Below are 14,780 nucleotides of genomic sequence, written 5' to 3'. Positions count from 1 at the left end.
ATACTGGCGAAGAATGCCTTCGATGCAGTCTACGCTCGGCGACGAGGGGATCGCCGAAGAGTTGGCCGAAAGCCAGCGACAGATCTCCATTGCCGAGTTCTTCGAAAAGAACAAGCACATGCTCGGGTTCGACAGCGGTGCCCGGGGGTTAGTCACCGCTGTCAAAGAGGCCGTTGACAACGCACTCGACGCGACCGAAGAGGCTGGGTTCAAACCCAGTATCTCGGTCGAAATCAAAGAGAGCGGGGATTACTACCGCCTCGTTATCGAGGACAACGGCCCCGGAATCACGAAGGAACAGATTCCAAAAGTGTTCGGAAAACTGCTGTACGGGTCGCGCTTTCACAAGCGCGAACAGTCCCGCGGCCAGCAGGGTATCGGGATTTCCGCCGCCGTCCTCTACTCGCAGTTGACCAGCGGGAAGCCCGCGAAAATCACGAGCAGTACGCCGGGAAGCGACTCCGCGCAGTACTTCGAACTCGTCATCGACACCGACCAGAACGAACCGGAAATCAGACACGAGGAGGAACAAAACCTCGCCAGAAGCAGCCTGCGACCGACGCACGGCACGCACATCGAACTGGAGATGGAGGCGAACATGCGGGCGCGCTCGCAACTCCTGCGCTACATCAAACACACCGCGGTCGTCAATCCGCACGCGGAAATCCGGTTCAAGGAACCGGGAGACGACGAGTGGATGGAGTTCGAACGCGACGTGGAGGCAGACCTCCCCGCCGAAACCGAGGAAATCCGCCCGCACCCACACGGCGTCGAACTCGGGACGCTCCTGAAAATGTTGGCCCAGACGGACTCCCACAGCGTCTCGGGATTCCTCCAAACCGAGTTCACCCGCGTCGGAAAGAAAACCGCAGAAAACGTCATCGAGAACTTCCGCGACAACCACTTCGGACGCGAGGCCGCGTGGCGAGGCCCGCAGGCCCACGAAGAAGCCGACGTGAAAATCGCCGTCGAGGACGCAGTGGCGAACAAAGGTGCCGACGCAACCGCCGCGTTTGCCGAGACGATTGCGGAGAAAGTTTCGGATGCCGACCGAATCTCGCACCATCGGCTCCGCGCAATCGTCCGACTCGCCGCCGAGGAAACCGAAGAAGAGTTCGGAACCTCCTTCGGCGAGACGGTACAGGAAAACGCACTCGATGCTGGATGGAAGGCCATCACGAACGACCGCGTGACCGACCTGTACGAACTCGTGGACGGGGCGACGAGCACCCGGAAGGACGACGAGACGGTTCGCGCGCTCGCCGAGCGAATCGCCGCGAAGTTCGAGAGCGAGGACGGATACGACCGCGCAACCGCGAAGAAACTCCGCGAATACGTCGCCCGCGCGGGGGACATGACCGAGGAGCGCGAGGAAGTGACCATCGGCGAAACGGCGCGCGAGAACGTTTTCGACGCGATTTGGGATTCGATGGTGACGGTTCCCGACGAAGCGCCGAAAGTGAACGCAATCGCCGACAGCCGCGACACTGCGAGTGAACTTCTGGACGCGATGAAGCAGACGGACATCATCTCGCCACCGACGAACTGTCTGTCGCCCATCACGGCGAACCTCGTGGAGGCCGGATTGCGCAAGGAGTACGACGCGGACTTCTACGCCGCGGCGACCCGTGACGCCGACGTTCACGGCGGCGACCCGTTCATCGTGGAAGCCGGAATCGCCTACGGCGGCGAACTCAAAGCCGAGGGATCGGCAGAACTGCTCCGCTTCGCAAACCGCGTTCCGCTGGTTTACCAGCGCGGGGCGTGTGCGACGACCGACGTGATAAAATCCATCGGCTGGCGGAACTACAATCTCGACCAACCCGGCGGGCGCGGCGTCCCGAACGGCCCAGTCGTTATCATGGTTCACGTCGCTTCGACCAACGTTCCGTTCACGAGCGAGTCGAAGGACGCGGTCGCGAACGTTCCGGCAATCGAGGACGAAATCGAACTGGCGATTCGGGAAGCGGCCCGCGAACTCAAATCCTACCTCAACAAGCGCCAGTCGCTCAAAAAGCGCCAGAAGAAACAAAGCGTCATCGCGACCATCCTGCCCGAGATGGCCCAAAAGCTCTCGGACGTAACTGGCAACGACGAACTGGACATCGGCGACTCGCTGGCGCGCATCATGAACAACGTGCTGGTCGAACGAGAAGTCGAGGACGGAGCCGTCTCGCTGGTCGTGGAGAATCACTCCGGAACGAACGAATCGCCGAAACTGACTGAAATCGTGGCGACGAAGCCGGAAAACCTCTCGGACGGTGCAACCGCCGTCGAGATGGACGACGAGTGGTTCGTGACGTGGGAACCGACCGTTAAGAGCGGAGAGGAAGCCGTGTTGGAGTATCGAATCGCGGAAGACGTATCGTTCGACCGGGTGACGGTCGAGGGAATCGAAGACGAACGACTGACCAACAACACATGAGCGCAGACGACAACACCGAAGCCCAACGGAAACTCATCGACCTCGCCGCGGAGTTCTACGACCAGTTCGCGGGGGGACAGATTCCGGAGATGTCCATCCCGACGCGGACGAAGAGCAACATCGAGTACGACGAAGACGAGCGCGTGTGGGTGTACGGCGACCGAAAAAGCACCCGGAGCGCGAACAGCGTTCGCGGGGCGCGGAAACTGCTGAAGGCGGTGTACACCATCGACTTCCTCTCGAACCAGTTGGAAGAAGACCGCTCTTCGACCCTTCGTGAGTTGTACTACCTCTCCGAATCGTGGGACGCGAAGGAAGCGCAGTTTTCAGACCAAGACGAGTCGAACCAACTCATCGAGGACTTGGAAATCGTCTCGGACGTCACACGCGAGGATTTCCACATGCGCCCGGAGGAGTCGGGAGCAACTCTCATGGGGCCGCTTTTCCTCCGCGAGCAGACTCGGCGGGGCGAGCGCGACATCCACTGTCAAGAGGACGTCGGCGAAGGTGGCTACCAGATTCCGAACAATCCGGACACCATCGAATTTCTCGATCACGACGCCGATTTCATCCTCTGCGTGGAAACCGGTGGTATGCGCGACCGACTGGTCGAAAACGGTTTCGACGACGAACACAACGCCCTCATCGTCCACCTGAAAGGACAGCCAGCACGAGCAACCCGGCGAATTACGCGCCGACTCCATCAGGAACTCGACCTGCCGGTCACCGTCTTCACTGACGGTGACCCGTGGAGTTACCGGATTTACGGTTCCGTCGCCTACGGTTCTATCAAGAGCGCGCATCTGAGCGACTATCTCGCCACGCCCGACGCGAAGTTCATCGGCGTCCAACCGGCGGACATCGTGGAGTACGACCTGCCGACAGACCCCCTGAGCGATTCGGACAAAAACGCGCTCGAAAGCGAGCTCGAAGACCCGCGCTACCAGACCGACTACTGGAAAGAACAGATAGAGCTTCAGCTCGAAATCGAGAAGAAATCCGAACAGCAGGCGCTCGCCTCGCACGGCCTCGATTTCGTGACCGAAACCTATCTTCCCGAGCGGCTAAGCGACATGGGAATCATCTAAGCTGACCACAAATTAATTCTCCCTCTCACCATGATATTTTATTATACTGGACAATCAGCAGTTATCATGTCCATCGCGAGCGTACTCTCTTCAATGAGCAAGTGGCTAAACCTGAAGTTGACCGGCATCGGTGCGATGGTGTTCGCGGTGATTTGGGTGCTTACCAACTACTCGATGAACGTCTCGAATCCGCTGTTGTCCGAACTTGCGGGGTTCGCTGCAATCGGCTTGGCGGTGCTCGCGGTTTTTGACGCCCTGAACGGCGGTATTTCGGACTGAGATTTCGAACAGTCATCCGATAAGCGAGTTCACTATGCGAACTCAGATTCGAAATCGAACTCGGAATCGAATTCGGTTTCGACAGGCTTGACATCGCCGCTGGCACACGACCGGCAATATTTGTTCTCGCCTTTGTTCACCGTCGTGACGGGCATTCCGGCGAAGTATTCTTTCTCGCTGAACGTTCGTTCGACGCCGGTTCCGACCGGGCCAGAGCAGATAGTACACGGGGCGGTCGGTTCCGAGATGACTTTCTCGTCCGTCGAGCGGACAGTGCCGAACGTGGTGAGCGATTTGAATCCCGGCACGTGCTGTGGTGCGAGGAGGAGTAAAATCAACCCGAGAATGAAGAATACGGCTCCAAAGAGGAAGATTCCCGACCCAACATTGATCAACATGATAATAAGTCCCAGAATCGTCGCGAAAAAGCCGAGCACTGAACTCACGACGAACGCGGCGGCCGATTGTAGCGTCCAGTTGGTCGAATAGCCGGATTCTTCCATGAACTGCTCTCCACCGTCCTCTCGGAGTTCGATACGGTCGGCACCCGGCGAGTAGCTGTACCACGCATAGAGGAGATTTCCGACTGGTGTGGTAAACAGCAGGAGGAGGATGTGGACGGGAATCGACCCGAATTTTCGGCGTATCATCACGACACGGTCGCCGTAATCGTGTTTTACCTCCCATCCTTCGACGGTGAGGTCCTGGATGCGTCGGCGAAATTCGGGGCGACGGCTCTTCACGTCCGACCCCCGGCCGCGTTTAGCGATGCCATCGAGTGTGGATTGAAAGTCGAACCCGGTGGAACCCGTCTCGACTGCGGTTCCGCACTGCGAGCAGAAGGACGCTCCGGAAGTGAGCGCCGCACCGCAGTGCGCACAGAAGTTGGAGGAACGTCGGGGACTCATGGTAAAAACGTGTTCGGCAGCTACCAAATAAATTGCGTTGGGATGACCGATTCGAACGACTGAATCAATCCCGAAATCGCAGCCTCTCGGCCTCAATCCTCGTTTGACCGCACTCCTCGGCTCCCCTCATTCTTCGTCCAGCGCGACGGAAACACCTCGGCTTTCTACGTCTTCTGCAAACGCCTCGGAATCGGTTTCGAGCGCGGAAAACGTGTTGTAATGAATCGGCACCACGAGGTCGGGGGAAAGTGCTTCTGCCAGTTCCGCCGATTCGCGTCTGTCCATCGTGAAACTACCGCCGATTGGCGGGAGGAATAGAGAGACTTCGAGTTCTCGGTGTCCCGCCAGCACGTCGGAGTCGCCGGGCCAGAACACCGTCGTTCCGCCCAACGAGAGGAGGAATCCGACACCAAAGCCTTTCGGATGGAACGGTTCGCCGTTCCCTCGCGTGTGCGGGCCGTTCGGTTCGTTGTAGGCCGGGAGTGACCACGCCTCGCAGTCGCCGACCGTCAGGTGGTCTTCCTCACCGATTCGCCGAATTTCGTATGGAAGGTCGTCCACGGCTTTCACGTCCCGGTCGATTTCCTCGGTGTTCACGCCGTCGTAGACGACCACGGTGGCATCGTCGCTCGCAACGCGCTCGATGCCGTCCGAGTCGTAATGGTGGTTGTGCGTGACGAAGACGACATCCCCATCTTCCGCTCGGTAATCTACTGGCTCCGGATGTCCCACGCCCAGAGTGTCGGGTTCCCAGTCGCCCGTCAGCACGCCGTACCGCCCGGGGTCGATGTAGGCGACGAAGCCGTCTTCGGTTTCGAGTCGCACCGTCGCGTAGCCGAACCACTCCACCGTCAACTCGTCGTGTTTGAGCGTCATGGCCGTGGGTAGGGTGGTTTTCGGGTAAAAGGATTCGGCCAAAGCGGGTGAGAGAAGGGATTTGTCGGGTCGTGCGAATCGGTTCTAAAGAAATCGGCTTTGTCGAGTAGATTATAAATCACGATTCCACTGAAACCGCATCCGCAACCGTCCACAGACCTCCCCAACCGACTCGCTTCGGTCGTCCACCGTCGGAGACGAGCTCCGACGAGCCGTTCGCTCGCTCCTGCGTCGCTCACGAAGACCTCGTGTGATAGTCGGCAGGCCTTCGGAACGGCCTCAGGCCTGCCGACGCACGCGCCACAGGGTTTGTGTGGCTTCGAAAAGAGACCCAATCCACCATACCTCTTACTGCGACTCCGCGAGTCGCTCTACACGCGTCAGCGAATCCGCATCCTCGACCGATTTGTCGTCCCTGACTCCCAAAAACCGCGGGAATCGGAGTGCGTATCCGGCCGAGTAAGTCGGCGACTCCTGAATCTCCTCGTAGCCCACTTCGAAAACGACCTGTGGCGAAATGTCCACGACTTGCCCCTCCTGCGCCGCGATGTGGGGTTCGAGCAGTTCCGTCAGGTTGGCAAGTTCCTCGTCCGTGATTCCGGTGGCGACCTTGCCGAGGGTTTCGAACCGGCCGTTCTCGGTTCGCGCGGACAGCAGGAACGTCCCGAGGAAACTCGCCCGGCGTCCTTCGCCCCACTCCGCGCCGGTCACCACGAGGTCGAGAGTTTCCACGTCGGGCTTGCGTTTGAGCCAATTTTTCCCGCGACGACCCGGCGAGTACGTCGATTCGGGATTTTTGAGCATGATGCCCTCGTGTCCCGCGTCGAGGGAATTGGCCTCGATTTCCGCAATCTCGTCTTCGTCGGCGGTGACGGTGAGTGCGGAGACGCCGCCCGAAAGTATCGCCTGCAATCGGTCGTGGCGTTCGGTGAGAGGTGCAGTCAGCAAGTCCTCGCCGTCTGCGTGCAGACAGTCGAATGCCCGGAGTTCGACGGCGACCTCCTCGCGCGCTCGCGCCACGTCGTGTTTCCGGCGGAATCGGCGCAGAATTTCCTGAAACGGGAGTGGTTCGCCGTCCGCCATAGCGACGACTTCGCCGTCCACGATGGCCGGGACCGAGAGGTTTTCGCGGATATACTCCACGATTTCGGGGAGTGCATCGGTCACGTCCTCCATGTTCCGCGAGAAGACGCCGACATCCTCGCCGTCGTAATGAATCTGCACCCTCGCGCCGTCGAACTTCCATTCGATTCCGGCCTCTTCCCAGTCTTCCAGCGCGTCCGTGACGGTTCCGGCCTGCGCGAGCATGGCCTGTACGGGCCTGCCGACTTCGAGTTGTAGTTCGTCCAGTCCGGGTTCGCCCTCGTCGCGGGCGACTCGGGCAACCCTGCCGTAGTCGTTGGACACCTGAAGCGCGCGCTCGGTTGCCTCGACGGGTACGTCGAAGGCTCCCGCGATGGCGTCCCGAACCGTCCCCTCGCCGACGCCGATTCGCATTTCCGAGAGGACGAGGCGGGCGAGATACCGCGCTTCCTGCGAACTCGTGCGGTTGCACAGCCCGAACAAAATATCTATTTTCGTATCCTGACTGCCCGACCCCTCGACACCGGCCAGCGTTTCGAGTTCGTCGGCGACTTCCGCGACGGTCAGTTCGTCCCGGCCCGCACCGAAGGCGGCCAACCCCTGTTGGCCGCCGAACTCGTAACTGCCCGCAACTGCGCCGATATCCCCCATCTCGGCCAGTTTGTCCTCCACGTCGTCCGCCGAAACGTTCTGCCCGGCGGCGCGCGCAATCGCGGTGTAACAGAGGTTCGGGCCGATGTCGAGCGTCGTGGAATCCCACGCCGGAAATACTCGCCCCTGTACGAATCGGGTGAGGACTTCGAGGTCGTCGTTCGCCGATTCGAGGAGGTCGGTGACCGCCTCGATGATGTCGGTGTCGGCGCTCAACCCCTCGATATCTCCGGCCCGTTCCGCGAACTCCGCAAACTCCATTACCGACGGTTGCCGGTAGCCGGAGTTAAAGCCACGGCTTTCGGTTTCCGGGGACTCGTTGCATTGCTGGGACTGTGCTTCAGCGAATCCGCCGCAGTCGAGCGACGACAAGGACAAAGCCCGTGGATTGAAGCCACTGGCACGCTCATTCCCGCGCATGACTGACGACCTTGCGTCGCAGGTAAAAGACGTGCTCACGGTTGACCGCGAGGAGTTCCAAACTCGTGTCGAAGAGGACGCAGAGGTCATCAAGGAAGAACTCGCGGACGGAACGTTCGACAACCCACAAGCAATCGTCGGCTTCGAATACGAGTTCTACGCCGTGGACAGAGAGACGAAGGCGCTCTCTCGCGTTCCGCGCCGACTGCTCGAACTCATCGGTTTCGAGAAAGAACTCGGCCTGCACAACGCTGAAATGTCCACCAGTCCGCAACCCCTGAACGCACACGGACTGGCCGCACAGGAGGCGGAAGTGAAAGCCCGCCTCTCCGCGGCGGAAGACCGAACGACCGCCGAAAAGATGCTTCTCGTGAGCGACGGCCTCTGGACGATTCCGCCGGAGGGCGAGACGGCGCGGAAGTATCTGACCAACAGCATCGAGGACGAGGGAACGCGAATCGCGTCGAACATGAGCGATTCCGTTCGCTATCACGCGATGGCGAATACGGACGCCGAAGTCGGTATGGAACTCGACGCACCACATGTCTCGCTCGAAGCGGACACAGTGATGCCTGAGAGTCTCATCACCTCCATCCAACCGCACTATCAGGTGCCGCACGCCCGCGACCTTCCGGCGTATTTCCGCTACGCCGCTCGAATCGCGGCACCACTGCTCGCGCTCGGCGTCAACTCGCCCTTTTTCCCGCCCGACCTGTACGACGACACGCCACCGGAGGAAATCGTGGACGAGGCGTGGATGGAGAACCGAATCGGCGTCTTCGAATCGGTGCTGAACGCAGAAGACCCCGGAAAAGTTTGTTTCCCGCAGGATTTCGAATCCGCGGAGGAAGCCATCGACAACATCGTCAACGACCGCACAATCGTCCCGATGCCGGTATCTCGTTCGGACAGGTTCGACGACGGATTCGCCCATTTTAGACTGAAACACGGCACCTACTGGCGGTGGGTTCGACCGGTGTTCGGCGGGGCGACGCGCTCCGCCGCGAACGCCCGCATCGAATTCAGGCCGATTGCCGCACAGCCAACGGTTCGTGACTCCATCGCGTTTCAGGCGGCCTTCGCGGGACTCCTCGAAAGCACGTTCCGCAGAGAACACCCGGTCACCCACCTCGATTGGGTCGTCGCCAAGGACAACTTCTACGCCGCGATGCGCGACGGACTGGACGCCGACCTCTACTGGATTACGAACGACGGCAAGGAGACGACGGATACGGAGGAACTGTTCTCCGACCTGTTTGCGCACGCGAAGGATGGATTACAAGCTCGCGGCCTGTCGGACGAACAGGCCGCGAAATACCTCTGGCCGCTCCGCCAGCGCGCCCGTCACGACATCACGCCCGCCAAGTGGAAGCAAAACGAGGTTCGCGAACGAATCGAAGACGGTGCGAGTCTGGAAGACGCAATTACGGAAATGCAGAGCAGATACATCGAAAAGCAGACCCACACGCTCATCGACGGGAGCTTTGCGAACTGGGTCGGTCGCGGGAAAACGGAGTTCTGAGCAAGCGAGAGTATTCTGAGCGAACGGGATTATTCTGAACGTGCGAGATTCTTCCGAGCAAGTGGGATTCGGTCGCTTCGCTGTCAAGACAGCGAAGCGACGAAAGAAGAAAGGAGACTGCTCTACAGAACGTCGTCGAAGTTCTTGTGCCCGTTGATGGTGACGCCCTCGTCGGTGATTTCGGCGAGGAAGACACCGTTTCCGCTGCCCGTGTCGCGCTCGACGGCGCTTTTGATACCGCGGGCCGCGATGGTTTTCGCTTCCTCGTTCGAGAGGCCGTCTTCGTACTCCTGTTCTAAGACACCGTAGGCGAGTTGCATCCCGCTACCCGTGACGGTGTAATCGTCGGACATGACGCCGCCTGCGGGGTCGAGGCTGTAGATGTGCGCGCCTTCTTCGTCGATGCCGCCGAGAATCGGCGACACCATGAAGAACGGGCCGCCGCGAAGCATGTTGCCCGCGAGCGTGGAGAGCGCTTGCATGCTCATCTGCTCGCCGCGGCGGGATTCGTAGAGGTTCGACTCGATGCGCATCGTTCGGATGAACGACTGGGCACCGCCGACCGACCCTGCCATGGTGAGCGCGGCGGTCGGGTGAATCTGTTCGACCTTCTGGACGTTCTTGTTGGAGACGAAGCGACCGCCGAGGCTGGCGCGCATGTCCGTCGCCATGACGACGCCGTCGGCAGTGGTCAGACCGATGGTGGTCGTGCCGGTTTTGTTGACGTTTTTCATGTCCTCCTTCGAGAAGTTGTTCTCTGGGAGTGAGCCGATTTCCGGCTCGTAGGGATTCGTCTGGCCGCTGCCGAAGCGCTCCATATTACGTGAAAATTCGGAGTCGTGCATTGGGCTACGCATTAAGCGAACGTAGTCCGCCAGTACTGATAAAACCAACCCTTTCGGTGTGCGATTCCGTGCCAAAGGGTCGGACAAAAACGCAGGACGCGGTTACGGACGTGGCTTTGCGGACTCCTCGTATGCGTTTCCGATAGGCTCCATGAGTCGGTGCATCGGGAACGGCACTCCGACTCGCCGGGCCATGATGGCAACCGGGAGCAAGAGGATACCGGTCAGGACGCTCATCTGGTACAGGGCGAACAGTGTAACGCGTCGTAGCGGTGCGAACATCTGAAACCTCGACCGACGCTGAGCCACACCAGTATAAAAGCGTTTATGCCGGTATTAATTCATAATGATTTGAATCTAGCAACTACCCCGACGCAGTCTTGCGATTCAACTACAGTTGTTTTTCAAACAAATCCATGTGGATTTGCGGCCGATTCCGCGTCAGAACTGAGTTTCCAACGCTGCCAGTATGCGTAAGTTATGAGGATTATCCGCCTCTCGTGCGCATTCGAAGGGCCGCCGGAGAATAACCGGGGCGAGAAACCGGTGACGTGGCCGCAAGGGTTGACGCGCGTCGCCCCCAACCACAGCTATGAACGTCGTCGTCGAATTTCGGCTTCCGACCGACGGATTCCCCTTGGGTGAACTGTTCTCCCACCGGCCGGAGGTGCGCATCGAACTGGAACGCATCGTTCCGACGGGAGAAAAAGCGATGCCGTACTTTTGGGTCATCGGTGACGCGACGTTCGTTGCCGACGTGTCTCTCGAAGGGTCGTCGGTCGATTCCATCGACGTGCTAAGTGAAACCGAACACGGCGCGCTCTGTCGGGCGGTCTGGTCTGCCGACGGTGGAATCTACGAGATACTGACCCATCAGGCGGCGACGGTTCTCTACGTCGAGGGGAACCGTGACGGATGGCTGTTCCGCGTCCGATTTCCCGACCACGAAGCGACCGGCCAGTTCAGAGAGTCGTGTGACGAAGCGTCGATTTCCTACGAAGTGCGGCGAATCTATCCGGTTTCAGAACTCCCGATGAAACGATACGACCTCACCGAAGAACAGCGAGAAGCCCTCGTTACCGCGTTCGAATCGGGCTACTTCCGCGTCCCTCGGGACATTTCGCTCTCGGAACTGGCGGAGACGCTGGACATTTCACCGCAAGCCGCATCAGGTCGGCTGCGGCGGGGATTAGACCGAATGCTCGACTCGGCTCTGTTTCCCCCGAGCGAATCGACGAATCTATCGGAGGGGTAATAAAGACGTGAACCAGTAAACCCCAAGGATTCACTTCCTCGTCCCCTCATTTCCGAAGGTATGAAATCGCGAACTGCCCTCCAGAAAATTCAGAATCCTTGAGGTGTCCGAAATGTGTAGAGAGTCACACGACGAGCGGCGAACTACTCACGGGAGAGACAAATCCGTCCTCCACGAAACGACACACGACGGCGACGGCCCGATTACAGAGACGGTCATCGAGGCACTCTCGGACGTGTCGGACGACCCGCCGACGGAGATGGAACCACTCTACGAGAGCGTTAGCCCCGACGCATTGATGGATTTGTTCGACCGATCGTCTCACGTAGCTGTTCCCGCGCGAGTCGAATTTCGCCATCACGGGTATGCCGTCGTTATCGAGGACGACGGTCAGGTCATCATCTGCGACGCCGAGTGAGGCCAGTACGTTTTTGCGCTTTTCCGGCGTAGCACGTGTTCATGCCAGACACACTGTACGACGTGTACCTCGTACCGTCCGGCACGCGCGGGGGAGAGCAGAACATCGTTTCGCCGGTCGAAGGGGATAAGCTAGAGTTCTACGAAACGGGCGTGTGGTTACGACGAAAAGGTGGGCGAAACTTCTTCCCTTACGAACAGATCCGAACGATTCGGGAACACGAAGGCGAGCGACCGTGAACTACTCGACCTGCAGGCCGACGATTTCGCGTGAGAAGATGTCGGCGTAACCCGACGGAGCCATTTTCAGCGACGGAACGCCCGGGAACGTGAGTGTCTGAACGGCGAGCATCGGCCGTTCGACGTTCGCGCCGAGCGTTCGAAGGGCGCTCTCTACGGCGTCGTAGAGTTTCGCCGTTTCCTCCACTTCGAGGTCGGAACAGACGCCAGCGACTCGCATTGGTAGTTCAGTGACAACTTCGCCGTCCCTGACGACGGCCCAACCGCCGCCCATCTCGTTGACGTGCGTAACAGCACGCCGCATGTCGTCGCCGCTTCCGACTGCTATCACACCGGGCGTCTCCCAGACCACGCTGGTTGCGACTGCACCCTCGAACGACCCGTAACCGGTCAAGAATCCGGTGAACCCGGTTCCGTCGCCTTCTGGATGACGGTCGAGCAAGGTCACCTTCAGCAGGTCGTCCTCCGGTGCTGCGACGAGTTCGTCGTCTTCGACTGGAGGCGACACCGTCGTTTGTCCCGACAGCAACCCTTCCCGGTACTCGATTGCGCGAACCGGCTTGTCCGTCGCCGAAACGCGGAACTGGTCGGGGTCGGTGCTGACGTTAACGCTGTCGTAGAAATGCTCCGGATACTCGTAGGAGCGCGGGGCGACGGTCGTCTCGTGTTTGTTGTAGACGACTTCGCCGCCGCTGATGACGGTGGTGACGTTGACGGTTTCCAAGTCGTCGATAAGAACGATGTCGGCGATGTTGCCGGGCGCGAGCGAGCCGAGATTTTGGAGGCCGAAATGTCGGGCCGGATTGAGCGTGGCCATCCGAATAGCGTCGGCAGGCGGAACTCCTTCCTCGATTGCCCGCCGAACGACCACGTCCATGTAGCCTTCGCGGATGAGTTCACGAGGCCACATGCCGTCGGTCGAGAGCGAGATTTCGTCGGCACCGATTTCCTCGTAGGCCTCGCCGACTGCTCTCATGTCGTCCCGAATCGACCCGCATCGACCGATTGCGTGAATCCCGTTTTCGACGCGTTCTACGATTCCCTCGCCGGAAATCGCCTCGTGGTCGTCGTCGATGATGGTCGAAAACGCCTGTAGCTTCTCTTCGGAACAGCCCGCGGCGTGGCCCGAGACGGTTTTGCCGACCCGTTCTGCGCGGTCGTACAAGGCTTCTGCTGGCGTGTCGCGCCCCACGGCGTGAATCCAATCGGTTTCGCCGACGCCGACGATTCTCGCGTCTTCGAGCAGATTTGCGAGCGCGTCGGAATCCCCGCGCGCCGGGCCGAACGTGTCGAGGAGCGGTTGCGGCGGGACGGTCGCGTACACACGAATCGGAAGGTAGGACGTTGCGGCGAGCATCTGCTCTACGCCTTCCGGGCCGAACGCCGGACCGAATCCCGTCACTTCGGTCACGACTGTTGTCGTTCCGCCTTCGAGTGCGTAGTGGTAGGCGTTCTCGAACGTCTGGTGAAGGTCGATATGCGTGTGGGCGTCGATGAATCCCGGCGAAACGACGCGGTCGTTGGCGTTGATGACTTTCGTGTCGTCGCCGATTGCGTCCGTCGCGTCCTTCGGAAGCGCGGCGACACGGTTGTTCGTCACGACCACGTCTCTGGCTTGGAACTCGCCGGGTTCGGGAAGCAGTACACGCCCGTTTCGAATCACGAGGTCTGCTGGCTCCTCTCCGAGCGCGACTGGTTGCAAGTCGTTCATGCAGATACCTCTTCGTACATCACGACACCACCTTGTTCTTGTCGGCTTACGTCGCCGCGCTCTTCGAGCACGTCCAAGTGACCGACTGCCTCGCTCATCCCCGGGAAGTACTCCGTCGCCGGAAGGTCGTCGAACAGCCCTTCCATCACGTCGAACGCCGTCGTCGGCCCCTCGACCAATTCGCGGACGTTTTCGGTGCGATCTTCGTGTGCTTCCAGAATTTCACCGATTCGCCCAGTCGGGTTTCCGATTTCTTCGCGGTGCCCCGGGAAGATGTAATCCAGTTCGCGCTCACGAAGCTCGGAGAGCGAGCGGTTGAACGCCGGAAGGACGCGAGGGCGATTGCCACCCGTTTCCATCGGTGGTTGGAGTAGCGGGTTCGGCGTGATGTCTGCGAGAACGTGGTCGCCGACGATGGCTTTCGATTTACCGCTTTCTTCGAACGTGAAAATCGTCTCGCCGGGCGCGTGACCCTGCACGGACTCCGCGGTCAAATCGACGCCGTCCACTGTGACGGACTCGCCGTCTGCGAGTTCGAGGTCGGTTTCGACGCCGGGAGAAACCGACAGGTACGCTTCCGGAAGATTGGTGACGGTTTCCGCCGTCGTCCTCGCCATTCCGCTTTTGTCGAAGAAATCGGCGAAATACGACTGTTCGTACTCCAGTCGGGATACGAAATCGCGAATAATCGACGCAGTGTCGTGACTCGCGACGACGCGCGCACCCGCCTCGCGGAGTCGTTTTGCCAACCCGAAATGGTCGGGATGAGGGTGCGTGACGAGAACCTGTTCGATGTCGGTCGGTCCCATCCCGTTTCCTTCTAACCCCTCGAGCAGTGCGGTCCATGCCTCCTCACTTCCCGGCCCCGGATCGACCAGCGTTCGCCCCGAAAGATAGGCGTTCACCGGGCCGATTTGAAACGGCGTCGGAATCGAAAGCCGCGTAAACATACACCCGTGTTTTTCTCGGCCGGGATAATACCGTTTTTGAACGACCGTTCGGTCTGAACTTCGACGGAACGATTTTATCTGTTGCTCGCCTAAGGACATGATTGGGTGGC

General features: G+C 59.8%; 14 protein-coding genes. 7 read left to right on the top strand and 7 right to left on the bottom strand.

Annotated elements, in window-relative coordinates; all coding sequences use genetic code 11:
• Positions 1-13 precede the first annotated feature (13 nt).
• The 3 genes from BW974_RS07950 to BW974_RS07940 all read left to right on the top strand — a co-directional run bounded on the left by BW974_RS07950 (position 14) and on the right by BW974_RS07940 (position 3,792).
• On the top strand, positions 14-2,425 hold the full coding sequence (locus BW974_RS07950; protein ID WP_076429539.1) for a DNA topoisomerase VI subunit B: 2,412 nt from the start codon (positions 14-16) through the stop codon (positions 2,423-2,425).
• A complete protein-coding gene (locus tag BW974_RS07945) occupies positions 2,422-3,513 on the top strand; it encodes a DNA topoisomerase IV subunit A (protein WP_076429537.1) in 1,092 nt (363 codons plus the stop codon). Before BW974_RS07950 ends, BW974_RS07945 begins: the two co-directional genes overlap by 4 nt.
• A 93-nt stretch (positions 3,514-3,606) precedes the next feature.
• The gene (locus tag BW974_RS07940) at positions 3,607-3,792 is read left to right on the top strand and encodes a hypothetical protein (RefSeq protein WP_076430302.1); all 186 of its coding nucleotides are present in this window, start codon (positions 3,607-3,609) and stop codon (positions 3,790-3,792) included.
• 32 nt (positions 3,793-3,824) lie between these two features.
• Here BW974_RS07940 and BW974_RS07935 read toward each other — a convergent pair whose 3' ends face one another.
• The 3 genes from BW974_RS07935 to ligA all read right to left on the bottom strand — a co-directional run bounded on the left by BW974_RS07935 (position 3,825) and on the right by ligA (position 7,571).
• Positions 3,825-4,700: a zinc ribbon domain-containing protein gene (locus BW974_RS07935; RefSeq protein WP_076429534.1), complete on the bottom strand. Its 876-nt coding sequence runs from the start codon at positions 4,698-4,700 to the stop codon at positions 3,825-3,827.
• A gap of 126 nt (positions 4,701-4,826) precedes the next feature.
• Entirely contained in the window at positions 4,827-5,576 is a 750-nt protein-coding gene (locus BW974_RS07930) for an MBL fold metallo-hydrolase (protein WP_076429532.1), read from the bottom strand.
• A 348-nt stretch (positions 5,577-5,924) separates the two neighbouring features.
• Positions 5,925-7,571 carry an ATP-dependent DNA ligase LigA gene (gene ligA, locus BW974_RS07925; protein ID WP_076429530.1) on the bottom strand — a complete coding sequence of 549 codons (1,647 nt, stop codon included), beginning with the start codon at positions 7,569-7,571 and terminating at the stop codon, positions 5,925-5,927.
• 157 nt (positions 7,572-7,728) lie between these two features.
• Here ligA and BW974_RS07920 point away from each other — a divergent pair, with 157 nt between their 5' ends.
• Positions 7,729-9,252, top strand: a complete 1,524-nt coding sequence (locus BW974_RS07920; protein ID WP_076429529.1) for a glutamate-cysteine ligase family protein — start codon at positions 7,729-7,731, stop codon at positions 9,250-9,252.
• 122 nt (positions 9,253-9,374) lie between these two features.
• Here BW974_RS07920 and psmB read toward each other — a convergent pair whose 3' ends face one another.
• Positions 9,375-10,109, bottom strand: a complete 735-nt coding sequence (gene psmB, locus BW974_RS07915; RefSeq protein WP_076429527.1) for an archaeal proteasome endopeptidase complex subunit beta — start codon at positions 10,107-10,109, stop codon at positions 9,375-9,377.
• Between the two features lie 90 nt (positions 10,110-10,199).
• Positions 10,200-10,379 (bottom strand): hypothetical protein, encoded by a 180-nt coding sequence (locus BW974_RS07910; RefSeq protein ID WP_076429525.1) that lies wholly within the window; start codon positions 10,377-10,379, stop codon positions 10,200-10,202.
• Between the two features lie 310 nt (positions 10,380-10,689).
• Between BW974_RS07910 and BW974_RS07905 the strand changes: the two genes are divergently transcribed.
• The 3 genes from BW974_RS07905 to BW974_RS07895 all read left to right on the top strand — a co-directional run bounded on the left by BW974_RS07905 (position 10,690) and on the right by BW974_RS07895 (position 12,009).
• Positions 10,690-11,352, top strand: coding sequence for a helix-turn-helix domain-containing protein (locus tag BW974_RS07905; RefSeq protein ID WP_076429523.1), 663 nt, complete (start codon positions 10,690-10,692; stop codon positions 11,350-11,352).
• A gap of 112 nt (positions 11,353-11,464) precedes the next feature.
• Positions 11,465-11,770: a HalOD1 output domain-containing protein gene (locus tag BW974_RS07900; RefSeq protein ID WP_076429521.1), complete on the top strand. Its 306-nt coding sequence runs from the start codon at positions 11,465-11,467 to the stop codon at positions 11,768-11,770.
• 41 nt (positions 11,771-11,811) lie between these two features.
• Positions 11,812-12,009 (top strand): hypothetical protein, encoded by a 198-nt coding sequence (locus BW974_RS07895; RefSeq protein ID WP_049970366.1) that lies wholly within the window; start codon positions 11,812-11,814, stop codon positions 12,007-12,009.
• A gap of 1 nt (position 12,010) precedes the next feature.
• Here the strand turns inward: BW974_RS07895 and BW974_RS07890 are convergent, their stop codons facing one another.
• Together BW974_RS07890 and BW974_RS07885 are read right to left on the bottom strand one after the other, a co-directional pair.
• Entirely contained in the window at positions 12,011-13,720 is a 1,710-nt protein-coding gene (locus tag BW974_RS07890) for an adenine deaminase C-terminal domain-containing protein (RefSeq protein ID WP_076429519.1), read from the bottom strand.
• Positions 13,717-14,670: an MBL fold metallo-hydrolase gene (locus BW974_RS07885; RefSeq protein WP_076430301.1), complete on the bottom strand. Its 954-nt coding sequence runs from the start codon at positions 14,668-14,670 to the stop codon at positions 13,717-13,719. The genes BW974_RS07890 and BW974_RS07885 overlap by 4 nt, the downstream gene beginning before the upstream one ends.
• Between the last annotated feature and the right edge of the window lie 110 nt (positions 14,671-14,780).

It is taken from the genome of Haladaptatus litoreus, from assembly GCF_900156425.1.
Taxonomy (GTDB): Archaea; Halobacteriota; Halobacteria; order Halobacteriales; family Haladaptataceae; genus Haladaptatus; species Haladaptatus litoreus.
This window is presented reverse-complemented; position numbering and strand designations above follow the sequence as displayed.